The organism is Bacillus sp. M5A3_1b, assembly GCF_053345335.1.
This window is the reverse complement of sequence record NZ_JBKEZY010000003.1, coordinates 79,510-102,576: the sequence shown is the minus strand read 5'-3', so window position 1 is coordinate 102,576 and position 23,067 is coordinate 79,510. Positions and strand designations below refer to the sequence as shown.

At 36.5% G+C, this 23,067-nt stretch carries 29 protein-coding genes and 1 riboswitch; of the genes, 27 read left to right on the top strand and 2 right to left on the bottom strand.

Annotation, left to right across the window (positions count from 1 at the left end; translation table 11 throughout):
- The first annotated feature begins 136 nt into the window (after positions 1–136).
- The 5 genes from ACLBWW_RS10260 to ACLBWW_RS10240 all read left to right on the top strand — a co-directional run bounded on the left by ACLBWW_RS10260 (position 137) and on the right by ACLBWW_RS10240 (position 4,038).
- Positions 137–1,921 carry an acyl-CoA dehydrogenase family protein gene (locus tag ACLBWW_RS10260; RefSeq protein ID WP_000416287.1) on the top strand — a complete coding sequence of 595 codons (1,785 nt, stop codon included), beginning with the start codon at positions 137–139 and terminating at the stop codon, positions 1,919–1,921.
- A 138-nt stretch (positions 1,922–2,059) separates the two neighbouring features.
- Positions 2,060–2,782: an MBL fold metallo-hydrolase gene (locus ACLBWW_RS10255; RefSeq protein ID WP_048542346.1), complete on the top strand. Its 723-nt coding sequence runs from the start codon at positions 2,060–2,062 to the stop codon at positions 2,780–2,782.
- A gap of 3 nt (positions 2,783–2,785) precedes the next feature.
- A complete protein-coding gene (locus ACLBWW_RS10250) occupies positions 2,786–3,343 on the top strand; it encodes a TetR/AcrR family transcriptional regulator (RefSeq protein WP_048542344.1) in 558 nt (185 codons plus the stop codon).
- A 183-nt stretch (positions 3,344–3,526) separates the two neighbouring features.
- Complete coding sequence (locus tag ACLBWW_RS10245; protein WP_000813830.1) at positions 3,527–3,754, top strand: helix-turn-helix transcriptional regulator; 228 nt, start codon at positions 3,527–3,529, stop codon at positions 3,752–3,754.
- Entirely contained in the window at positions 3,751–4,038 is a 288-nt protein-coding gene (locus tag ACLBWW_RS10240; RefSeq protein ID WP_016085685.1) for a DUF2178 domain-containing protein, read from the top strand. The genes ACLBWW_RS10245 and ACLBWW_RS10240 overlap by 4 nt, the downstream gene beginning before the upstream one ends.
- A gap of 49 nt (positions 4,039–4,087) precedes the next feature.
- On the opposite strand, the gene ACLBWW_RS10235 is transcribed toward ACLBWW_RS10240, so the two are convergent.
- A complete protein-coding gene (locus ACLBWW_RS10235; protein WP_000848031.1) occupies positions 4,088–4,216 on the bottom strand; it encodes a hypothetical protein in 129 nt (42 codons plus the stop codon).
- Positions 4,217–4,457: 241 nt separating this feature from the next.
- Between ACLBWW_RS10235 and ACLBWW_RS10230 the strand changes: the two genes are divergently transcribed.
- The 5 genes from ACLBWW_RS10230 (at position 4,458) to ACLBWW_RS10210 (ending at position 7,997) form a co-directional block, all read left to right on the top strand.
- A complete protein-coding gene (locus ACLBWW_RS10230) occupies positions 4,458–5,171 on the top strand; it encodes a CPBP family intramembrane glutamic endopeptidase (protein WP_048542341.1) in 714 nt (237 codons plus the stop codon).
- Between the two features lie 146 nt (positions 5,172–5,317).
- Positions 5,318–5,503 (top strand): hypothetical protein, encoded by a 186-nt coding sequence (locus ACLBWW_RS10225; RefSeq protein ID WP_001180555.1) that lies wholly within the window; start codon positions 5,318–5,320, stop codon positions 5,501–5,503.
- A 13-nt stretch (positions 5,504–5,516) separates the two neighbouring features.
- Positions 5,517–5,768 carry a spore coat protein gene (locus ACLBWW_RS10220; RefSeq protein WP_001002988.1) on the top strand — a complete coding sequence of 84 codons (252 nt, stop codon included), beginning with the start codon at positions 5,517–5,519 and terminating at the stop codon, positions 5,766–5,768.
- Positions 5,769–6,010: 242 nt separating this feature from the next.
- Complete coding sequence (locus tag ACLBWW_RS10215) at positions 6,011–6,961, top strand: L-lactate dehydrogenase (protein ID WP_048542339.1); 951 nt, start codon at positions 6,011–6,013, stop codon at positions 6,959–6,961.
- Between the two features lie 22 nt (positions 6,962–6,983).
- A complete protein-coding gene (locus tag ACLBWW_RS10210; RefSeq protein ID WP_048542337.1) occupies positions 6,984–7,997 on the top strand; it encodes a PTS transporter subunit IIC in 1,014 nt (337 codons plus the stop codon).
- A 55-nt stretch (positions 7,998–8,052) separates the two neighbouring features.
- Here ACLBWW_RS10210 and ACLBWW_RS10205 read toward each other — a convergent pair whose 3' ends face one another.
- On the bottom strand, positions 8,053–8,700 hold the full coding sequence (locus ACLBWW_RS10205; protein ID WP_048542336.1) for a phosphatase PAP2 family protein: 648 nt from the start codon (positions 8,698–8,700) through the stop codon (positions 8,053–8,055).
- A 143-nt stretch (positions 8,701–8,843) separates the two neighbouring features.
- Here ACLBWW_RS10205 and ACLBWW_RS10200 point away from each other — a divergent pair, with 143 nt between their 5' ends.
- From ACLBWW_RS10200 to sufB, 17 genes are all read left to right on the top strand, one after another.
- The gene (locus ACLBWW_RS10200) at positions 8,844–9,371 is read left to right on the top strand and encodes a hypothetical protein (RefSeq protein WP_048542333.1); all 528 of its coding nucleotides are present in this window, start codon (positions 8,844–8,846) and stop codon (positions 9,369–9,371) included.
- Between the two features lie 240 nt (positions 9,372–9,611).
- Complete coding sequence (locus ACLBWW_RS10195) at positions 9,612–9,854, top strand: DUF3937 family protein (RefSeq protein WP_048542331.1); 243 nt, start codon at positions 9,612–9,614, stop codon at positions 9,852–9,854.
- A 118-nt stretch (positions 9,855–9,972) separates the two neighbouring features.
- On the top strand, positions 9,973–10,344 hold the full coding sequence (locus ACLBWW_RS10190) for a hypothetical protein (protein WP_088080795.1): 372 nt from the start codon (positions 9,973–9,975) through the stop codon (positions 10,342–10,344).
- 742 nt (positions 10,345–11,086) lie between these two features.
- The gene (locus tag ACLBWW_RS10185) at positions 11,087–11,452 is read left to right on the top strand and encodes an arsenate reductase family protein (RefSeq protein WP_000218969.1); all 366 of its coding nucleotides are present in this window, start codon (positions 11,087–11,089) and stop codon (positions 11,450–11,452) included.
- Between the two features lie 41 nt (positions 11,453–11,493).
- Positions 11,494–11,877, top strand: coding sequence for a glycine cleavage system protein GcvH (gcvH, locus tag ACLBWW_RS10180; RefSeq protein WP_000026896.1), 384 nt, complete (start codon positions 11,494–11,496; stop codon positions 11,875–11,877).
- 590 nt (positions 11,878–12,467) lie between these two features.
- Positions 12,468–12,812 carry a toprim domain-containing protein gene (locus ACLBWW_RS10175; protein ID WP_000640866.1) on the top strand — a complete coding sequence of 115 codons (345 nt, stop codon included), beginning with the start codon at positions 12,468–12,470 and terminating at the stop codon, positions 12,810–12,812.
- Positions 12,813–12,815: 3 nt separating this feature from the next.
- The gene (locus tag ACLBWW_RS10170; protein WP_098048596.1) at positions 12,816–13,124 is read left to right on the top strand and encodes a thioredoxin family protein; all 309 of its coding nucleotides are present in this window, start codon (positions 12,816–12,818) and stop codon (positions 13,122–13,124) included.
- A 154-nt stretch (positions 13,125–13,278) separates the two neighbouring features.
- The gene (locus ACLBWW_RS10165; protein ID WP_048542324.1) at positions 13,279–13,623 is read left to right on the top strand and encodes a hypothetical protein; all 345 of its coding nucleotides are present in this window, start codon (positions 13,279–13,281) and stop codon (positions 13,621–13,623) included.
- Between the two features lie 125 nt (positions 13,624–13,748).
- Positions 13,749–13,856, top strand: a riboswitch (SAM riboswitch).
- Positions 13,857–14,155: 299 nt separating this feature from the next.
- On the top strand, positions 14,156–15,181 hold the full coding sequence (locus ACLBWW_RS10160; protein WP_000601756.1) for a methionine ABC transporter ATP-binding protein: 1,026 nt from the start codon (positions 14,156–14,158) through the stop codon (positions 15,179–15,181).
- Positions 15,174–15,839 (top strand): methionine ABC transporter permease, encoded by a 666-nt coding sequence (locus ACLBWW_RS10155; protein WP_000359548.1) that lies wholly within the window; start codon positions 15,174–15,176, stop codon positions 15,837–15,839. Before ACLBWW_RS10160 ends, ACLBWW_RS10155 begins: the two co-directional genes overlap by 8 nt.
- Before the next feature lie 24 nt (positions 15,840–15,863).
- Positions 15,864–16,676 (top strand): methionine ABC transporter substrate-binding lipoprotein MetQ, encoded by an 813-nt coding sequence (gene metQ / locus ACLBWW_RS10150; RefSeq protein WP_098221833.1) that lies wholly within the window; start codon positions 15,864–15,866, stop codon positions 16,674–16,676.
- A 71-nt stretch (positions 16,677–16,747) separates the two neighbouring features.
- A complete protein-coding gene (gene metQ, locus ACLBWW_RS10145; protein ID WP_000722406.1) occupies positions 16,748–17,554 on the top strand; it encodes a methionine ABC transporter substrate-binding lipoprotein MetQ in 807 nt (268 codons plus the stop codon).
- 238 nt (positions 17,555–17,792) lie between these two features.
- The gene (sufC, locus tag ACLBWW_RS10140; protein WP_000929162.1) at positions 17,793–18,578 is read left to right on the top strand and encodes a Fe-S cluster assembly ATPase SufC; all 786 of its coding nucleotides are present in this window, start codon (positions 17,793–17,795) and stop codon (positions 18,576–18,578) included.
- 15 nt (positions 18,579–18,593) lie between these two features.
- The gene (sufD, locus tag ACLBWW_RS10135) at positions 18,594–19,886 is read left to right on the top strand and encodes a Fe-S cluster assembly protein SufD (protein WP_000152176.1); all 1,293 of its coding nucleotides are present in this window, start codon (positions 18,594–18,596) and stop codon (positions 19,884–19,886) included.
- Entirely contained in the window at positions 19,886–21,106 is a 1,221-nt protein-coding gene (gene sufS, locus ACLBWW_RS10130) for a cysteine desulfurase SufS (RefSeq protein WP_001020765.1), read from the top strand. Before sufD ends, sufS begins: the two co-directional genes overlap by 1 nt.
- Complete coding sequence (gene sufU / locus ACLBWW_RS10125; protein ID WP_000009525.1) at positions 21,096–21,527, top strand: Fe-S cluster assembly sulfur transfer protein SufU; 432 nt, start codon at positions 21,096–21,098, stop codon at positions 21,525–21,527. The genes sufS and sufU overlap by 11 nt, the downstream gene beginning before the upstream one ends.
- 48 nt (positions 21,528–21,575) lie before the next feature.
- On the top strand, positions 21,576–22,973 hold the full coding sequence (sufB, locus tag ACLBWW_RS10120) for a Fe-S cluster assembly protein SufB (protein WP_001118829.1): 1,398 nt from the start codon (positions 21,576–21,578) through the stop codon (positions 22,971–22,973).
- Positions 22,974–23,067 lie beyond the last annotated feature (94 nt).

The window sequence follows — 23,067 nt, the reverse complement described above, 5'->3', positions numbered from 1 at the left end:
GAAGTGGCTTGCTCAGAACGAGAGGACACTAAAGCAAAGAATGGAAGCAACAAAGGTTTATAAAAAATAAAATTGAGAGCCAGCTTCTTTCAAAAAGGAAGAAGCGGCTTATGAAAATATGAAGGAGGAAATTTTCATGGAAAAAACAGTAGGAAATGCGGTTAAAGGCGGTAGCTTTTTAGTTGATGAGATTACGATTGATCAAGTGTTTACGCCAGAGGATTTTTCATCTGAGCATAAAATGATTGCAAAAACGACAGAGGACTTTATTGTGAATGAAGTTCTTCCAGAGCTTGAATATTTAGAGCAGCACGAGTTTGATCGTTCTGTTCGTCTTTTAAAAGAAGCTGGGGAACTTGGTTTATTAGGCGCTGACGTACCAGAAGAGTACGGTGGAATTGGTCTTGATAAAGTAAGCTCAGCGTTAATCGCAGAGAAATTCTCTCGCGCTGGTGGCTTTGCAATTACTCACGGTGCTCACGTAGGTATCGGGTCATTACCAATCGTATTATTTGGTAACGAAGAGCAAAAGAAAAAGTATTTACCATTACTTGCAACTGGTGAAAAATTAGCGGCATACGCATTAACAGAGCCAGGTTCAGGGTCTGATGCATTAGGTGCGAAAACAACTGCACGTTTAAATGCAGAAGGTACACATTACGTATTAAATGGTGAAAAACAATGGATTACAAACTCTGCATTCGCTGACGTATTTATCGTATACGCAAAAATTGATGGAGAGCACTTCTCAGCATTTATCGTAGAGAAAGAGTATGCTGGCGTATCTACAAGCCCAGAAGAAAAGAAAATGGGTATTAAATGTTCTTCAACTCGTACTTTAATTTTAGAAGATGCATTAGTACCGAAAGAAAACTTACTTGGTGAAATCGGTAAAGGTCATATTATCGCGTTCAACATTTTAAATATCGGCCGTTATAAATTAGGTGTTGGTACAGTTGGATCTGCGAAACGTGCAGTAGAAATTTCAGCACAATATGCAAACCAACGTCAACAGTTCAAACAACCAATCGCTCGATTCCCATTAATTCAAGAGAAACTTGCGAATATGGCAGCGAAAACATATGCAGCTGAAAGCTCTGTATATCGTACAGTAGGTCTATTCGAAAGCCGCATGAGTACATTATCTGAAGAAGAAGTAAAAGACGGTAAAGCAGTAGCAGCTTCTATCGCTGAATATGCAATCGAGTGTTCTTTAAATAAAGTATTCGGTTCTGAAGTACTAGATTATACAGTAGATGAAGGTGTTCAAATTCACGGTGGTTACGGATTTATGGCAGAGTACGAGATTGAAAGAATGTACCGTGATTCTCGTATTAACCGTATTTTCGAAGGAACGAACGAAATTAACCGCCTAATCGTACCAGGTACGTTCTTACGTAAAGCGATGAAAGGTGAATTACCGCTTCTTCAAAAAGCACAAAAATTACAAGAAGAGTTAATGATGATGATGCCAGAAGAAGTAGGCGATGAGCCATTAGCACTTCAAAAATATTTAGTAACTAACGCGAAAAAAATCGGCTTAATGGTAGCTGGATTAGCAGCTCAAAAATACGGTAAAGCACTAGATAAAGAGCAAGAAATTCTTGTGAATATCGCTGACATCGTAAGCAACCTATACGCAATGGAGTCTGCTGTTCTTCGTACAGAAAAAGCAATTAAAACAACTGGCCTTGAAAAGAATAAACAAAAAGTGTTATACACTGAAGTATTCTGCCAAGAAGCATTCAACGAAATCGAAGCAGATGCGAAAGAAACACTTATCGCAGTTGAAAACGGCGACATGCTGCGCATGATGTTATCATCATTACGTAAATTAACTCGCCACACACCACTTAACGTAATTCCGAAGAAACGTGAGATCGCTGCGAAAATTTTAGAAGATGAGCGTTACACAGTTTAATACCTTTAAATAACAGTAGTCGTATAAACGACTACTGTTATTTTTTTGTGAAAAAATGTAATTTTCAGTGACAAAAACTAATACCATTAGTATAATAAAACTAACGGTATTAGTTTTTGTGAAAAGGGAGCTGGAAATATGAGAGTGATACATGAAAAAACGGTATATCAATTGTCATTTTTGCCAAGAGTGTTTCCTGTGAATTGTTACTTTGTAGAGGAAGAAGATGGTTTAACTTTAATTGATGCGGCTTTGCCATATAGCGCAAAAGGAATTTTACAGGCGGCTGAGAAAATAGGGAAACCCATTACTAAGATTGTATTAACACATGCGCATGATGATCACATCGGTGCACTAGACGCATTAAAGGAAGTACTTCCTAATGTTCCAGTCTATATTTCTAAGCGGGACGTAAAGCTGTTAGAAGGAGATACGACGTTACAAAAGGATGAACCAAATATACCAATAAAAGGCGGTGTACCTAAAAAGGTAAAAACGGTACCTGATGTTTTATTGGAAGATGGCGACCGAGTTGGATCGCTTCTTGCGATTATGACACCGGGACATACGCCAGGGTCCATGTCGCTTCTTGATGTACGAAATAAAGCTCTTATTGTCGGGGATGCCTTCCAAACAAGAGGAGGTATAGCTGTTTCGGGACAAATGAAATTTTGGTTTCCGTTTCCGGCGATGGCAACGTGGAGCAAAGAAATATCATTACAAAGTGCAGAGAAGTTAAGCGAATATGAGCCTTCCTTGCTTGCGGCAGGACATGGGAAAATGATAAAGGATCCAGGTACTGTCATAAAACTTGCTATTAAGGAAGCTAAGCGGAATATAGAAAGTAGGAAAGAAGGTTAATTTATGTCACCGAGAATCGGACTTACATTACAGAAAATTGTAGAAACAGCAGCAGAAATAGCAGATGCAAATGGAATACAAGAAGTAACGTTAGCTTCATTAGCGCAAAGGTTAGGGGTACGTTCACCTTCGCTATACAATCATGTGAAAGGTTTACAAGATGTACGGAAAAATCTCGGTATGTACGGAATACAACAGCTGCATAACAGACTGGAAGAAGCGGCCGAGGGTAAACGAATGGACGAAGCAATTCATGCTTTAGGAAAAGCGTATGTAGCATTCGTACGCAAACATCCTGGATTGTATGAAGCAACCTTTTTACGAGATGAAGAAGTAAGAAGAGCAGGAGACGGAATTGTGAAGCTTTGTCTTCAGGTTTTACAACAGTACGGCTTAGAAGGAGAGAATGCACTTCATGCGACACGTGGATTCAGAAGTATTTGTCATGGATTTGCGTCGATTGAACAGCAGGGTGGATTTGGTTTGCCAATAGATTTAGATACAAGTTTACATGTATTATTGGAAACGTTTATTAAAGGATTACATGTAATGAGAAATTAAATAAGAAGCGAGGCAACTAAAAACCTTAGAAGCGATTCTAAGGTTTTTTAGTGCATATGATTCCAAAAGAATGGTAGGTGGGAGGATTAAAATTTCACTTTATTTATGTTAAAAATAGTTTACATGATGTTAAAAATAAATTACAAACAAAATATAGAAAATAATGTAAAACAAGGAGAGGTTATGAAACAAAGTGGGAATTTACAAAATAATCTCGTTGTACTCAGAGCAGAAAAGCGCTGGTCACAAACAGATTTAGCGAACAAAGCTGGGGTAAGTAGACAAACAATCGCCTCAATTGAAGCGAATCGTTACAATCCATCTTTAATTTTAGCTTTTGAAATTGCACATATTTTAGGTAAGGAGTTTCATGAAGTTTTTCAATATAAGATAGAGGGGGAAACGGAATGAGTATTGTAATAGGGATAATAATCTCAGTAGCAGGGCTAATAGGTGTTTTATATTCAACACGTTTTCAGAAGAATGAAGGGGAAGATGAAAGAGGCGAGCATATTACAGGGAATGCAGCTAAAATTTCATTGTTTGTATTTTTATTTCTATATTTAGTTATCTTTTTAATTGGGAATCTATATTCATTGACAGGTGAACAGTATAAATTAGCAAATGCATTTTTATTAGCAGGGGTACTTTGTTCTTATGCTTTAACTATCGTAGTTTTAAAAAGAAGATATTAACTGGAAAAGAGTCTCTAATGGTTTAGAGGCTCTTTCTTGTTAAATGATATTATTTAGCTGGTTTGAAAAATGTGTATATGGCTAAGGAAAGGCAAACGAAAATAAATGCGATAGGATCTTGATATGGACTAGGCTCAGAACCTTTCTGGATTTCTGTAAGGAAGTCATGTGTTTTCATGTTCATTGCTCCTTTAACTAATAAGTTTTATATGATGCGAGGGTTATGGTGGATAGGAAGTGTTTTTTGAAATTTCATATAATAATTATTGCATAGCAATCCTATTCCTAAAACTATAAAATATAAAGTTTTCATAATATGTAAAATTGCATATTATTCTTTTTGGAAATTTTGTTATATTATCTTTATATTTCAATTAAAGGGTTTTATTAAGATAAATGAGAATAACTGGAGGGATACTGTGAGTAAAACAGTGTTAGAAGCGTATAGTGTGGAAAGAAAAATAGAGAATATAACATATAAAAATCTATTTGTAACGATAGCAATGATTATAGGGATTTCACTCCTAGGAGGATTATTCCTTGGTTTAGCCTTTGAGATTTATGGAGAAGAAGTATTAAGTACTAATTTAGAAGGATATTATTTACTCTTATTTGATGCAGCTGTTGTTGCCATCGTTTTATTAGCTTATAAACCAGTTCTTCATTTTATTAAATATATTTGGGATTTATCCGTTTTGAAGAATGGGAAGACATATTTATATCTATTAATTGGCTTTATTGTCATTGCGTTATCACAATATTTAATGTTACATGTGTTTAGTTTTGAAAGTGCAGCAGAACAAAAGAAACAATTAGGGAGTTTAGGGCTTCAAAATAGCATACAAAGTATTATATATGTGTTAAGTGTTGCTATCATTACACCGATTAAAGAAGAAATTCTATTTCGAGGTATTTTATATCGATTTTTAGAAAAGAAATATAATTTTTTAGTTGGTATCATTATTTCTTCCTTCATTTTTGGAATTCTTCATGGAGGTCTTCTAATTACGGCAACGATTATGGGAATGGTATTTGCAATGTTATACAAAAAGACGCAATCTATTATACCTAGTATTATTTTACACATTGTATGGAACTTACTTGTGAGTATAAGTATGATCGTATCTCTATAAAAATGAATACATAACTAGTATAAAAGATGAATGGCTTAGCTATTCATCTTTTATTTTGTATGCACGTGAAAAAGTTAATTTATGTATACAATCAAAAAATAGCTAAATACTAACAGTGAACGAATAAAGAAAGGTAGGAGTATTCTATGCAAAATTTAACAGAGCTTGAAGTAGAAAACTTACGTCATTTAATTGGTGGACACGCAACAATTATTAACAAGTTGGAGCAGTATGCACAGACGTGTACGGATCCACAACTGAAACAAATGCTACAAAAAGATGCACAAGATGCACGAAATACGAAACAGCAATTAATGACTTTCCTAGGATAGGAGGAAGAGAAAGATGAATGAAAAAGATATGGTAAATGATTATTTAGCAGGATTAAATGCAAGTTTAACAAGCTATGCAAATTATATTGCTCAGTCTGATAATGAACAGTTACACCAAACGTTAATTCAAATTCGTAATCAAGATGAAATGCGCCAACGTAATATGTATGAGTACGCAAAGCAAAAGAGTTATTACAAGCCAGCAGCACCTGCGAATCCAATGATTGTCCAACAATTAAAAAGCCAATTAAGTATGGAACAATAGGAAAAAGAAAACGAGCGAATTTCTTCGCTCGTTTTCTTTTTGTATATGTCAATAAATACATAATAAATATTTTTCCAGTTGTAACAAATATGACGAAAATGGAATATGACAATTCACAAAAAGGACAAAAACTTTGTTCAATATTTCACAAAGTATCCATGGTTTCTATCGTGGGAATCTCTATAATTAGGGGTGTAAAGAACAAAAGAAATAGATTATATGATCAATTAGGAGAGATTGCTATGAAAAGACATACAAGAAAAATTGCAATTATCGGTACTGGATTAGTTGGATCAAGTTGTGCATATTCCATTGTCAATCAAGGCATTTGCGAAGAGCTATTATTAATTGATATAAATCATGAACGTGCAGTTGGGGAAGCAATGGATTTATCACATTGTATTAACTTTACAAATACAAGAACAAAAGTATATGCAGGAAGCTATGAAGACTGCAAAGATATGGACATTGTTATTATTACAGCAGGGCCAGCACCAAAACCAGGGCAAAGTCGCTTAGATACTTTAGGAGCGAGTGCGAAGATTATGGAAAGTGTTGTTAGTGGTGTAATGGAAAGTGGATTTGATGGTATTTTCTTACTTGCATCGAACCCAGTTGATATTATTACATATGAAGTATGGAAATTATCTGGATTACCTAGAAATCGCGTAATCGGTACTGGTACATCACTAGATTCTTCTCGCTTAAGAACAATTTTATCTGAAATGTTACATGTAGATCCTCGTAGTATTCATGGGTATTCATTAGGAGAACATGGTGATTCTCAAATGGTTGCTTGGTCTCACGTAACTGTTGGTGGAAAGCCAATTCTGCAAATTTTAGAAGAACAAAAAGAACGATTTGGTGAAATAGATTTAGATGAGATTGTTGAGAAGACTGCAAAAGCTGGCTGGGAAATTTATAAACGTAAAGGAACTACTTATTACGGAATCGGAAATTCTCTAGCATATATTGCAAGCTCAATCTTTAATGATGATCACCGTGTCATTGCTGTATCAGCCATTTTAGATGGTGAGTACGGTGAATATGATATTTGTACAGGAGTACCAGCTATTATTACTAGAGACGGTATAAGAGAAATTGTAGAACTTAATTTAACAGAGGATGAAGAATCTCGATTCGCAAAATCAAACGATATTTTACGTGATTATATGAAAACAATTGGTTACTAACTTATAGGAGAAGGTGAAACAAATGAAGGAATATATAATGTCTCGTGTATTTAAAGCATCTGCTGGAATCGCACAAGGTATTTTCGTATCCCTCGGAATTGGTTTACTAATCGAAAATATAGGAAGAATTGTTGATATTCCATTGCTGATTACAATCGGAGTTGTTGCAAAATCACTTATGGCACCAGCCATTGGTGCCGGAATTGCCTTTATGCTCGGTGCAAATGGTCTTGTAATCTTCTCGGCTATGGTAGCTGGAGCGATTGGTGCCGGATCCATTTCAATTACTGAAGTAGGTCTAATTATTAAAACAGGTGAGCCAATCGGTGCATTATTAACAGCGACTTTAGCTGTCTATATTGGTAAACGTTTAAGTGGAAAAACTGCGTTAGATATGATGCTCGTTCCATTTGCGGCCATATTAGGTTCTGGTTTAGTTGGTATTTGGTTATCTCATAATATTACTCCTGTGTTAAATACAGTTGGAGCATTTATTAAAGATAGCTCAGCTGGTAGCCCGTTTATCGCTTCTATCGTCATTGCAGTCGTTTGGGGACTATTACTTATCTCTCCCGCTTCATCAGCTGCGTTAGCGATCGCACTTAGCTTAGACGGTGTTGCAGGTGGTGCTGCTCTTGCAGGCTGCGTTGCTCAGTTTATCGGATTCTCTGTAATCTCAGCGAAAGAAAATAATTTAGGCGGCATATTAGCTCAGGCGCTTTGTACTCCGAAAGTGCAGTTGCCAAATATCACTAAAAATCCAATGATTCTCGTCCCAACTGTCGTCGCCAGTGCTATAGTTGGTCCAGTATCCGCATTAATTTTCCAACTAGAAGCAGGAAAAGAAATTGCAGGTCTTGGATTAAGTTCTCTTATCGCACCAATTAATTTAATTTCTAGCGAAGGATGGGAAGTTGTCCCGGCGATGGTCATCACTTATATCATCATTCCAGTAGCTGTTTCTTATATACTTTACATTGCTCTTAAAAAAGCAGGTCGTATTCACTCTGGTGATATGACTGTACCGCAATCTTAAATCGAAAATCTCCTTTTATATAGAGAAAAGCAGACTGGAAGCCACAGTCTGCTTTTTACATTTTGTGATTTTGTTTTACTGGAACACGTACAGTTTCTTTTGCTAATAATAGCTGCACGCCGAAGTAAAGTATGCTTGCAAGCGTCATTCCAGAAATGGCGTCTACAAACGCATGTTGCTTCGTAAATAGCGTTGATAAAATAATAAGCGTACCGAAGAAGGTGAGAATGTAATATTCAAAAGCATGTTGTTCTCTACGTTTAAAGGCAGCTAGCATAATCACAAAGGTAGTAAGAACGTGAATGCTAGGGAAACAGTTTACCGGTTGATCGATACTATAAATATAGCGGACTAGTTCGGAAAATACGTCGGATCCAACGACTGTTGGACGTGGTACAGTTGTCTGCCAAAAATAATAAATAGAAAAACAAGCAAGTTTTCCAAGAATTATACTACTTAAAGTGACATAATATTGTTTTCGATTCGCAAAGCAATAATAAATAAGTGCGCCGTATAAGTAAGGAAACCAAAGTAAATAAGGAATAATAAATGCTTTCACAAATGGAATCCAATCATCTACTACAGTTGTGACATCTACTGCGTGTACAGTAGATTTATTTAATACATCGTAAAGGGGACTTACGAGTACGAGTAGAAGTATATAACTTAACGGAAGAAAAGATGAAAGTTTAAATTTCTTCATGATAATCTCCTATGTTTAGTAATGTAAATAAATTCAATTGATTATAATATAGAAACGTCATTTGAGCTATCGATTTTACTTACATTTTCTTGAATTCACCTTACGTTTTTGTCACTTGACTGAAAAGAAGGGGAGGGTGCTAAATGAAGCGTTTATCGTATTTCTTATTTTTTATATTGATATGCCTAGTCAGTGCGGGGTGTGCAAAGGATAAAGAAGGAGAGAAATTAGAATATAACGGAAGAGCACTCGTAATTGGAGTTGTTGGAGAAAAGCCGAAAGATACGTTTAGGAATATAAAGTTTGAGGAGATAAAGTTAGAGGAACTGGAAAAGAAATCTAAGGAAGTAGATGGTTTTCTAATAATGAAAGATCACTTTCAAGAAGCCTCAACAGAGCAGTATAAAAATGTATTTTCATCGCTAAAAAAACCAGTATTTTTTATCGGTTTGCAAGATAAATCATATTCAACGTTTATTACAAAGGGGATAGAGTATAACAGTGCAAGAAAAGATGTAAATGCTATGTATACGCAAGGCTTTGCAAATATCGGAAGTGGTGAAGGACAACAATGGGCAGTCGGTTTGTCCAATGGTGGCAATACTGAAGAAAGTATTCACAATATGTATATCGTCGTATTTCAAACAATTGCAGATTATTTGAGTCGATGAAGAAGGAGCCTGTAAACGAGGCTTCTCCTTTATTTCGCATGCAGAAATCGATTATGTAATGGTCCGAATGATTTTTTTGTTATGAGGTTACTAGTCGAAATTATGGAATACTGTCAATACAATATGTAAATATGCATATTGTATTTATTTGGATATTATGTGTGTTAAAATTAAATATAAGGATTTTTGCATGTGAAGGACTAAAAACAGAAATATCCAATGAATTTTGAGAGGTGTTACATGTTTAAAAACAAGAAATTAATTCGGTTTGGTCTAACATTACTTGTATGTTTATTTGTAGTTGATTTTACAATCAGTTATTTTCAAACATATCTTGAATCAGCGGCAGGGATTAGATGGGTAGTATCAGAAACTTGGAGAACTATTTTGTTAGATGCCCCTGAAAGTATATTGGTTATTTTAGGCGCAATTGCTTTATATGATTTTACAAAAGAAACATCGCCAAAAGACGCATCCATTTAAATGCGTCTTTTTTTATTTCATTCAATTAGCAATTTCGTGGATGGTAGTTTTGCTATTAATGATAGGGCATTATGTCATACAATGAAGATAATATTAGAAAATTATGGGGATGATTACTTTGAGGAAATTTTTAATTAGTTATGCTGCAAGTTTGCTTACTTTTATTATCATATGGTTCTTAATACCGTATATTTCTGATCCTAGTTATTCTTACGAGAATGATTTACCTAATATAGTTGGATTTATTGTAATTCTCATCATATTTGGTAGTGTATTAGATCTTATAGTTTGTCTAATTGGAGAAGTATTATACAGCAACATAAAACAATGTAGGAAGTTTCGAGTTGGAATTCCTGTATTTATTGGACTAGCTCTTATCTATATATTTATACTCTCTCTTTTTACTATTACTAGTGCATATGCTTCTAGTTTAGTTGCACCTATTATTATCGGTTCCTTAGCTTTTTATGTAGTACGTAGAAAAATATAATTAACCTCAGCTAACGATAATTATGTAAATGAGCTAGTGGCGGTTCCGCAAAGATTTTGAATAAACTACGAAAAAGTAGAAAAGTATACATTTCTACTTTAATAAAGGATACGTTTATCTTTAGATTGATGATAAAAAAGAAGTACCCTGTCTCTAAGCAAGGGCACTTCTTTTTATATTTCAGTTAGTAATGTGAATTTCATATTCTCAGGAGCAGTTACTTTTGCTTTATTGATGATAGGTTTAATAACTTTTTTATGGGCTCAATACTACGGTCAAAATCGTTAATTCCTTTTATCTGTAAGCCTTTGTCATTTAAAGTGTTTCCAGGTTTTGTGACTAAAGGCTGAACCGGTTAAATAAACGTTTGTTTAAGATGCATGTTCGGTAGGAAGAAACTGATGCAGCTCAAGGGTGAATAAAAGAAAATAGGAATTTAATCAAACGTTTGTTTAAAATATATGTTCAGTAGAAAGAAACCGATATAGCTCAAGGGTGAACAAAAGAAAATAGGAATTTAATTAAACGTTTGTTTAAGATATATGTTCGGCGAGGGATGAGAGAAGAATCTAAAAAAATATATATTTATTTTTTCTTAACAAATGGCGGGAAAATAAGGAAAATTCGCAGGATTATTAAAATTTATCACGAAATAAGTAAAAGTTTAGCGAATAATCGTTTGAAATAATAAAACGTTTTCTATATGATAAAGGTAAAGGTTAGTAAAAAAGTAGGTGAATTTATGACAGTAACATTTTATTCATATCCAAAGTGTGGCACATGTCAAAAAGCAAAGAAATGGTTTGAGGCAAACGATGTAGCATATGAGATGATTCATATTGTTGAAAATCCACCATCAAAAGAAGATTTACGTAATTTACATGAAAAAAGTGAATTACCATTAAAAAAATTCTTTAATACAAGTGGAATGCGTTACCGCGAACTTGGTCTGAAAGATAAGTTAAAGGATGCAAGTGAAGACGAAATGTACGAACTTTTAGCATCTGATGGCATGTTGATTAAACGTCCAATCGTAACAAATGGAACGAATGTAACACTTGGTTTTAACGAAGAGCAGTTTGAAAGTGTGTGGAAAAAGTACCAATAAGGTATTTTTACATAATTAATACATTCACTGGAGGTACAGTCATGAGCATTCCAAATAATTTACGTTACTCTGAAGAACACGAATGGGTAAAAACTGAAGGTAATGAAGTTGTTATCGGTATTACTCACTTTGCACAAGGTGAGCTAGGCGATATCGTATTCGTTGAACTTCCTGAAGTAGGTGCAACAATCGAAGCTGACGAGCCATTCGGAAGCGTAGAATCTGTTAAAACAGTTTCTGAGTTATACGCACCTGTAAGTGGTAAAGTTGTAGCAGTAAACGAAGAATTAAGTGACCAACCAGAACTTGTTAACGAATCTCCATACGAGGGTGCATGGATGGTTAAAGTTGAACTTTCTGATGCAAGCCAAGTTGAGAAGTTATTAACTGCAGAAAAATATGCAGAAATGACAAACCAAGACTAATTATAGTCGACTAAAGGACAGCCTTTGTGCTGTCCTTTTTTATTTTGTGTAAAATAATGAACGTAGAATCATATACTAATTATCGTGTAGGAGAGTGTTTTTTGAAAAAACGATTTCGTTTAATTTTTCATTGTCCAGCTCCACCTCCTAGCCCTTCATGTCTAAGAACCTTCCGCACGAGAAGACAAAAAGCGTCTTCTGTGCGAAAGAACCTTAGCCAACAGGGCTAAACAGTCGGTTCCGCTTTTCTGTATTGTCCAGCTCCAGCGGCTAGATTGTTCGGTGGCTTCGCTTCTTCCTACAAGGCAAAAAGCGCCTTTACGTCAGAAGCTCCATCCCTCTCATAATCTGAACGAGCCGCTTGCGCTTTTCTTTGTGATCCAGCTCCAGCGGCTAGATTGCTCAGTGGCTTCGCTTCTTCCTACGAGGCAAAAAGCGCCTTTACGTCAGAAGCTCCATCCCCCTCACAATCTGAACGAGCCGCTTCTGCTTTTCTTTTGCAAAAATAAACAGGAAACAACATGAAAATAACGAATATACTATATACTAAGTTAAAGGTTGTATAGTATATGGTGATCGGGTGATGACATATGATTTATGTAGAAAAAGTCATTATTGTAGAAGGTAAATCAGATAGAAGAAAGATTGAATCTATTATTCGTGAACCGGTGGAAATTGTTTGTACAAATGGTACAATTGGTTTATCGAAAATGGATGAGCTCATTGATCAGTTTTTTGATAAGGAAGTGTATGTACTAGTTGATGCTGATGATGCTGGAGAAAAGTTAAGGAAGCAATTTCGAAAAGAATTTCCGCAAGCAGAGCATATTTACATTGATCGCTCGTACCGAGAAGTGGCAACTGCGCCATCTTCACACTTAGCAAATGTATTATGGGGAGCTGACATTGACGTTTATACAGAATATTTACGGTAAGGAATGATAGAAGTGATTGATTGGACAGGAGCCGAAGCTACAGCCCTAATAGAGAACGAAGAAAAAACAGTGTTATATGTATATACTCCAATGTGTGGAACATGCCAATTAGCAAAAAAGATGTTAACAGTTGTTGAGCTGACAATTGAAGAATTGAAAATTGGAATGTTAGATTTAAATTATGCTCCGCATTTAGCGAAAGAGTATGGAATCGAAAGTGTACCGTGTTTACTTGTTTTTGAAAATGGGACACTCATGAAGAAGATATATGCATTTCATTCGGTTGAATATTTATATACGGAATTAAAGTAGGCGGCAAAGTTTTTGCCGCCTCGACATATTTCTCGGGAAATATGTCGAGATGCAGGGTGGTTACAGTATTTGTCGAGCGAAAGTAACAGGATTGCTCTTTAGTGAGAGGGAATGGTATGTGTAATAGAAAGTGATATGAAGGATGTGATTTAGGGTGAAATTATATTCTTTGCTGCAATCATTTGTAAATTACGCTAATGGTCAATATCATTTAGAGCCGCTTTTAAGACAAGGAGAAAAAACTGTTAATTTCCGCTTTGGAGATGAAAGTTGTTCGTTACAAATTTCAAGAGATTATATAGAGCTGCTACATGAGGAAAGAGGAACGGAGCAAATCGTTTGTGTAGATGAGGAAGATGTAAAACAATTGGTGAACGGAAATGTACGATTGCAAACACTAATGAACGATGGACGTGTACAATATTCGGGAACGTATCGAACGATGCTATTAGTTGAATCGATGTTTCATATATGTAAACCGATGTCAGTAGGTGCTTAAAATTCTGAAGTTTCATTTTTTACGAAAATTTCTGTTGACATAGTGTGTGGATATTGATACAATTCAATTCATAAAATATAGACAATTTCATAAATTACAAATCAGACGAAAATGTAATCTGATTTCTCTTATCAAGAGAGGTGGAGGGACTGTGCCCTGTGAAGCCCGGCAACCGTCAACTTATGTTGAAATGGTGCCAATTCCTGCAAAGCAAATGCTTTGAGAGATGAGAGAGAGGGATAATGTTGTTATATACGCATATAAACCTTTCTGCTTCTCTAAAGCAGAAAGGTTTTTTTATTGTTTGAATGTGGAGGACATTCAAACAATAAAAGTAGTGATAACGGTGGACTACACGCATTAAAAATAAAAAATTGCGGAGTCGACCAAAAATCTAGCTTCAGCGGCTAGAACAGTCGGTCGTTTCATCCCTTCCTATGAGGCAAAAAGCGCCTCTACGTCAGGGATTCGGGCGTCCTCTTGTTCTAAACGAGCCGCTTACGCTTTTTAAACAAAAAAAGGGGTGAACATCATGATCTTGTTAGAAAATGTAAAGAAAATATATAAAGCAAAAAGCGGTGATGTCACTGCTGTAGATAATGCCAATTTAAAAATAGACAAAGGTGAAATATTTGGTGTAATCGGATATAGTGGCGCTGGGAAAAGTTCTTTAATCAGATTATTCAATCAGTTAGAGAAGCCAACTTCTGGCCAAATTACAATTGCAAATCGTGTGATTTCAGCAATTACAGGGAGTGAACTTCGTAAGGCAAGGCAAGAAATCGGAATGATTTTTCAGCACTTCAACTTACTTTGGTCACGAACTGTACGCGAAAATATCGAGTTCCCACTTGAAATTGCAGGTGTTGATAAGGCGAAGAGAAGAAAACGAGTGGATGAGTTAATTCATCTTGTTGGATTAGAAGGAAGAGGGGACGCGTATCCATCTCAGCTGAGCGGAGGACAAAAGCAACGCGTTGGTATTGCAAGAGCATTAGCTAACAATCCACAAGTGCTTTTATGTGATGAAGCGACATCAGCTCTTGATCCAGAAACGACAGATCAAATTTTAGATTTATTATTAGATATTAATAAGCGTCTCGGTTTAACAATTGTACTCATTACACACGAGATGCACGTGATTCGAAAGATTTGTAATCGAGTGGCGGTAATGGAGAAAGGGAAGATTGTAGAAACGGGTCCAGTACTTGATGTATTCCGCAATCCGCAGAAAGACATTACAAAGCGATTTGTACAGCAGTTAACGGATTCTGAAGATACAAATGAAACGATTGAAAGTTTAATTGAAAAGTATCCAGATGGTAAAGTAGTTCGTTTGCAGTTTATCGGTGAAGCTGTAGAAAGACCAGTACTTCAAAGATTAATGCAACGCAGTGATATAGAAGTTAGCATTTTGCAAGGAAACATCGCCCAAACAAATAACGGATCTTACGGTAGTTTAGTTGTTCATTTAAATGGTGAGGAAACAGCGATTCAGCAAGCAATAGAGGGAATACATCAAGATCAAGTAGAGCTGGAGGTGATTGCACATGGATAAGTTACTCACAAATATTGATTGGAATCAAATGTTAGAAGCAACTGGTGAAACGTTATATATGACGGCAATCGCAGCTCTTGCCACATTTGTTTTAGGACTAATTTTAGGATTGTTACTCTTTATGACAGCGAAAGATAATTTATGGGAAAACAAATCGGTTAACACGGCGATTGGAGCGTTCGTAAACATTTTCCGCTCGATACCGTTCATCATTTTAATCATTTTATTAATCCCATTCACAAAGATTCTGCTTGGAACAATTCTTGGAGCGAGTGCAGCACTGCCAGCTTTAATTATTGGAGCGGCACCGTTTTACGCGAGAATGGTTGAAATTGCACTTCGCGAAATTGATAAAGGTGTAATTGAAGCTTCAAAAGCAATGGGAGCAAAAACAAGCACTATTATTTTGAAAGTATTAATTCCAGAATCGTTACCAGCATTAGTATCTGGTATTACGGTTACAACAATCGCTTTAGTAGGCTATACAGCAATGGCGGGGGTTGTTGGTGCTGGTGGCCTTGGAACACTTGCTTATTTAGAAGGATTCCAGCGAGGAAATAACGATGTAACAATCGTTGCGACAATTTGTGTATTACTAGTGGTATTTTTCATTCAGTGGATTGGTGATAGTGTAACGACTCGAATAGATAAACGATAATAAAAAAACAGGAGGATGTTTCAAATGAAAAAATTATTACTTACAGCACTTATTTCAACTTCTATTTTGGGGTTAACTGCTTGTGGCGGGAAAGATAAAGATGAAAAGAAACTAGTTGTGGGGGCTTCTAACGTGCCGCACGCTGAAATTTTAGAAAAGGCAAAACCGTTACTTGAGAAAAAAGGAATTGAATTAGAAGTGAAAAAGTTCCAAGATTACGTGTTACCAAATAAATCGTTAGCGGATAAGGATTTAGATGCAAACTACTTCCAGCACATTCCGTATTTAGAAAAAGAAATGAAAGATAAAAAATATGATTTTGAAATAGCAGGGAAAATTCACTTGGAACCAATTGGTGTATATTCTCAAAAATATAAGAGCTTAAAAGAACTTCCAGACGGGGCGACAATTATTATGAGTAATTCCGTTACTGACCATGGACGTGGTTTAGCAATTTTACAAAAAGAAGGCATTTTAAAAATTAAAGACGGAGTAGATCCAGTTAGTGCAACTCCAAAAGATATTGCAGATAATCCGAAAAACTTAAAGTTCAAAACGGATATCGAGCCTGGTTTGTTACCACAAGTGTATAACAATAAAGAAGGCGACGCTGTTTTAATTAACTCGAACTATGCAATTGATGCGAAATTAAATCCAGAAAAAGATGCAATTGCAATTGAAGGTGATGATTCTCCATACGCAAACGTATTAGTGGTTCGTAAAGGTGATAAAGATAAAAAAGGGATTAAAGAGCTTGTAGAAGTATTGCATTCTAAAGAAATCGAAGACTTTATTAATAAAGAATATAAAGGAGCGGTTGTTCCTGTAAAAGAATAATTGCTGAAAAGAGCTGGTGTATGCCAGCCTTTTTTATAACTACATAACTATAGGGGAGAAGGGGACATCATATGAAAAAGATTCTATTGTCAGTTGTTACAGCGCTGTCTGTATTTACATTAGCTGCTTGCGGAGGGAAAGAAGAGAATAAGCTTGTTGTGGGAGCTTCTAACGTGCCGCACGCTGTTATTTTAGAAAAGGCACAGCCGATACTAGAGAAAAAGGGCATTAAATTAGAGATTAAAAAGTTCCAGGATTATGTTTTGCCGAATAAAGCGTTAGCGGATAAGGAAATTGATGCGAACTACTTCCAACACATTCCTTACTTAGATAAAGAAATTCAAGAAAAGGGATATAAAATTGTAAACGCAGGAAAAATCCATTTAGAGCCAATGGGCATTTATTCTAAGAAGTATAAAAGTTTAAAAGAATTGCCAGATGGCGGAACAGTTATTATGAGTAATAACGTAGCGGAGCGTGGCCGTATGCTCGCATTGTTACAAAAAGGTGGCGTTATTAAATTAAAAGACGGTGTAGATGTTGTTAAAGCAACAGTAAAAGATGTTGTAGAAAATCCGAAAAACTTAAAGTTTAAAACAGATGTAGAACCGGGACTTTCACCGAAGCTATATGAAAATAATGAAGGTGATGCTTTATTCATTAATTCAAACTATGCAATTGATGCGAAATTAAATCCAACAAAGGATGCAATTGCGATTGAAGGATCGGACTCTCCGTATGCAAATATTATTGCAGTTCGTAAAGGTGACGAGAAGAAAAAAGAAATTAAAGAACTAGTAGAAGTACTGCATTCAAAAGAAATTCAAGATTTTATTAATAAAGAATATAAAGGTGCTGTACTTCCGGTAAGTGAATAAATATAAGGGAAGGACTGGAAAATTACCAGTCCTTTTTTCTTTATATAAATAAGAAGAAAGGTGTATTATATAAAGATGCAAGGGAAATACTTATATACATTTGTGAAAAAATTGTTACTTTTTTTCGTCGTTTGCGATATCATTTTATTTGATATAAAATTAGAATGAGAATAAAATGAGAATATGAACGTTTTAGGAATTTTTAAAATGTATATAGAGGATTAATGGAGGTATTGAGATGGCTGGTTCTACATTAACGGTTAAAGACTTACACGTATCAATCGACGGTAAAGAAATTTTAAAAGGTGTAAACCTTGAAGTAAAAGGTGGAGAAATCCACGCAATTATGGGACCTAACGGAACAGGTAAATCAACTTTATCTTCTGCAATTATGGGTCACCCAAAATATGAAGTAACAGAAGGTAGCATCATCATCGACGGTGAAGATGTATTAGAAATGGAAGTAGATGAGCGCGCACAAGCAGGTCTATTTCTAGCAATGCAATATCCAAGTGAAATTAGCGGAGTAACAAACGCTGACTTCTTACGTTCTGCAATTAACGCACGTCGTGAAGAAGGCGATGAAATTTCTCTTATGAAATTTATCCGTACTTTAGATAAAAACATGGAATTCCTAGAAATGGATCCAGAAATGGCACAACGTTACTTAAACGAAGGTTTCTCTGGTGGAGAGAAAAAACGTAACGAAATTCTTCAATTAATGATGATTGAGCCAAAAATCGCAATCTTAGATGAAATCGACTCAGGTCTTGATATCGATGCATTAAAAGTTGTATCTAAAGGTATTAACCAAATGCGCGGCGAAGAGTTCGGTTGCCTAATGATTACGCATTACCAACGTTTATTAAACTACATCACTCCAGACTTCGTTCACGTTATGATGAACGGTCGTATCGTTAAATCTGGTGGCCCTGAGCTTGCACAACGTCTAGAAGCTGAAGGTTACGACTGGATTAAAAAAGAATTAGGTATTGAAGACGAAACAGCAGAGCAAGAAGCGTAAGAGAGGAGCATAAACATGACAATCGGTACATTACCTTTCGATCAAGAAACAATCCGTCAGCGCGCAAGCGAAGTAAACGAAGCTGCTTGGTTGACTGAGTTCCGCTTACAAGCTCTTGCACAAGCAACTGAACTTCCAATGCCAACGCCTGATAAAACGAAAATTGAAAAATGGGACTTTATCGGAAAAGGCGACGCTGCTAAGCAAGAGCCTGTAAGTTCTTTAACAGAGCTTCCAGAAGCAGTGAAAAACTTAATCGATGAAAATAACAGTGTATTAGTACAACGTACTGGTACAACTGCATTCGTTTCTTTAGCAGACGAAGCAAAAGAAAAAGGTGTTATTTTTACAGACATCGTAACAGCTGCAACAGAGCATGCTGAACTATTACAAAAGTATTTAATGAAAGACGGCGTGAAGGTAGACGAGCATCGTTTAACTGCACTTCATGCTGCATTAATCAACGGCGGTGCATTTGTATATGTTCCGAAAAACGTTGTTCTTGAAACTCCACTTCAAGCTGTATTCTTAGTAGACGGCGAAGAAGCTAACGTATATAACCACGTATTATTCGTAGCTGATGCGAACAGTACTGCAACTTATGTAGAAAACTACGTTGCAAATGAAAATGCTAAAGGTATTGCAAATATCGTAGCAGAAGTAATCGTGGAACAAGGCGCACAAGTGAAATTTGGTGCGGTTGATCTATTAGCAAAAGACGTAACAACTTACGTTAACCGACGCGGAATTGTTGGACGCGACGGCCGCATTGATTGGGCTCTAGGCCTTATGAATGACGGAAACACAATTTCAGAGAACGTTACGAATTTAATGGGCGACGGATCATATGCTGATACAAAAACAGTAACAATTGGTCGTGGTAACCAAACACAAAACTTTACAACTAAAGTTGTTCACTTCGGTAAACACTCTGAAGGTTGGATTTTAAAACACGGTGTACAAAAAGATAGTGCAACATCTATCTTTAACGGAATTGGTAAGATTGAACACGGTGCATCTAAATCAAATGCACAACAATCTTCTCGCGTTCTTATGTTAGATGAAAAAGCTCGCGGTGATGCAAACCCAATTCTTTTAATCGACGAAGATGATGTAATGGCAGGTCACGCAGCTTCAGTAGGCCGCGTAGATCCGTACCAATTATACTACTTGATGAGCCGTGGTATTCCAAAACGCGAAGCAGAACGTTTAGTCATCCATGGATTCTTAGCACCTGTAGTAAATGAGCTTCCAATTGAAGGAGTAAAGGCACAGCTTGTTGAGGTAATTGAAAGGAAAGTTCGCTAATGAATATTCATGAAATACGCAAACAGTTTCCAATTCTTGATCAAAAAGTGAACGGCAAACAACTTGTATATTTCGATAGTGCAGCAACTTCTCAAAAACCAATTCAAGTCATTGAAACGTTAGAACGTTACTATAAAGAATATAATTCTAACGTGCATCGCGGTGTTCATACGCTCGGTACGAAAGCTACCGACGCGTATGAAGGTGCACGCGAGAAAGTTCGCAAGTTTATTAACGCGAAATCAATGGAAGAGATTATTTTCACGCGCGGAACGACAACTGCATTAAATACAGTAGCGGCTAGCTATGGTCTTGAAAATGTAAAAGAAGGCGATGAAATCGTTATTTCTTACATGGAACACCATAGTAACATCATTCCGTGGCAACAAGTTGCGAAGAAAACTGGTGCAACTTTAAAATACCTTCCGCTTCAACCAGACGGTACAATTTCTTTAGAAGATGTTCGTCAAACAGTTACACCGAATACAAAAATCGTTTCTATTATGCAAGTATCAAACGTACTTGGAACGATTAACCCTGTAAAAGAAATCGGAGCAATTGCACATGAAAACGGTGCAATCATGATCGTTGATGGAGCACAAAGTGCACCGCATATGAAAGTGGATGTACAAGATTTAAACTGTGATTTCTACGCATTATCTGCTCATAAGATGTGCGGACCTACAGGTATCGGCGTATTATATGGTAAAAAAGAATTGCTGAACAATATGGAGCCAATTGAATTTGGCGGTGAAATGATTGATTTCGTAGATTTACAAGAATCTACTTGGAAAGAGCTTCCGTGGAAGTTTGAAGCAGGTACACCGATTATCGGTAATGCAATCGGACTTGGTGCGGCAATTGATTTCCTAGAAGAAATCGGTCTTCATAATATTGAAAAGCATGAACATGAATTAGCGCAATATGCTTTAGAAAGACTATCAGAAGTAGATGGCGTTACAATTTATGGTCCAAAGCATCGCGCTGGTCTTGTTACATTTAATATTGAAGACGTACATCCTCATGATGTAGCAACTGTATTAGATGTAGAAGGCATTGCGGTTCGCGCAGGACACCACTGTGCACAACCGCTTATGAAGTGGCTGAAAGCTTCTTCTACAGCACGTGCGAGCTTCTATTTATATAATACAAAAGAAGAAATTGATACATTTGTTGAATCACTAATCAAGACAAAGGAGTATTTCACAAATGTCATTTAATAATTTAGATACGTTATACCGTCAAGTTATTATGGATCATTATAAGAATCCTCGTAACAATGGCGTGTTAGAAGATAGTGTTACTGTTAACTTGAACAATCCAACTTGCGGCGATCGTATTCAACTTACGATGAAAGTAGAAGAAGGTATTGTACAAGAGGCGAAGTTTGAAGGAGAAGGGTGTTCTATCTCAATGTCTTCAGCTTCGATGATGACACAAGCAGTAAAAGGTAAGAAAATTGAAGAGGCACTTCAGCTTTCTAAAATTTTCTCTGACATGATGCTAGGAAAAGAGTACGATGACAGCATTGATTTAGGAGATATTGAAGCATTACAAGGCGTATGCAAGTTCCCTGCACGTATTAAATGTGCAACATTAGCGTGGAAAGCGTTAGAAAAGGGCTTAAACGAAGATAAGTAATGTTAAAGGTTCCTAAAAACGAGGTTATCTAAGGAGGGACACACCAACATGGCGAAGCAACTGCCAGATATCGGCGATTATAAATATGGTTTCAAAGACAAAGACGTTTCGATTTTCCGTGCTGGACGCGGTTTAACAAAAGAAATCGTTGAAGAGATTTCACGTATGAAAGAAGAACCACAGTGGATGTTAGACTTCCGTTTAAAATCACTGGATAAGTTCTATGAAATGCCAATGCCACAATGGGGCGGCGACTTAAACGACTTAGATTTCGATGAAATTACGTACTACGTAAAACCATCTGAGAAATCTGAGAAGTCTTGGGATGAAGTACCTGAGGAAATTAAAGCGACATTTGATAAATTAGGTATTCCTGAAGCTGAGCAAAAATATTTAGCTGGTGTATCTGCACAGTACGAATCTGAAGTTGTATACCACAACATGAAAGAAGACCTAGAAGCTCTAGGAATCGTCTTCAAAGATACAGATAGCGCATTAAAAGAGAACGAAGATATTTTCCGTGAGCATTTCGGAAAAGTAATCCCACCAACAGACAACAAATTCTCTGCATTAAACTCTGCAGTTTGGTCTGGTGGATCATTCATCTACGTTCCAAAAGGTATTAAAGTGGATACACCACTTCAAGCGTACTTCCGTATTAACTCTGAAAATATGGGACAATTCGAGCGTACGCTTATCATCGTAGACGAAGGCGCACACGTACACTACGTAGAAGGTTGTACAGCACCTGTTTACACGACTAACTCACTTCACAGTGCGGTAGTAGAGATCATCATTAAGAAAGATGCATATTGCCGTTATACAACAATCCAAAACTGGGCGAACAACGTATACAACCTAGTTACAAAACGTGCGGTTTGTGAAGAAAACGCAACGATGGAATGGATTGACGGTAACATCGGATCTAAATTAACGATGAAATACCCAGCAGTTATCTTAAAAGGCGAAGGCGCTCGTGGTTTAACATTATCTATCGCGATTGCTGGTAAAGGCCAACATCAAGATGCTGGTGCAAAAATGATTCACTTAGCACCAAACACGTCTTCAACAATCGTTTCTAAATCGATTGCGAAGCATGGTGGTAAAGTAACTTACCGTGGTATCGTACAATTCGGACCAAAAGCGAAAAACTCTCGCTCTAACATCGAGTGTGACACGTTAATCATGGATAACCAATCTACATCTGATACAATTCCTTACAACGAAATCAAAAACGATTACGTTTCACTTGAACACGAAGCGAAAGTATCGAAAGTATCAGAAGAACAATTATTCTACCTAATGAGCCGCGGTATTTCTGAGCAAGAAGCTACAGAAATGATCGTAATGGGCTTCATCGAGCCATTCACTCGCGAACTTCCAATGGAATACGCAGTTGAAATGAACCGCCTGATTAAGTTTGAGATGGAAGGTTCTATTGGATAATATATGTATGAAGAAAGCGCCCTGCTATGCAGGGCGCTTTTTTATGTTGTGCTTGATTGGGTTCAGTTTAGGTCAGTTCAGGGCAGGCTGGGCT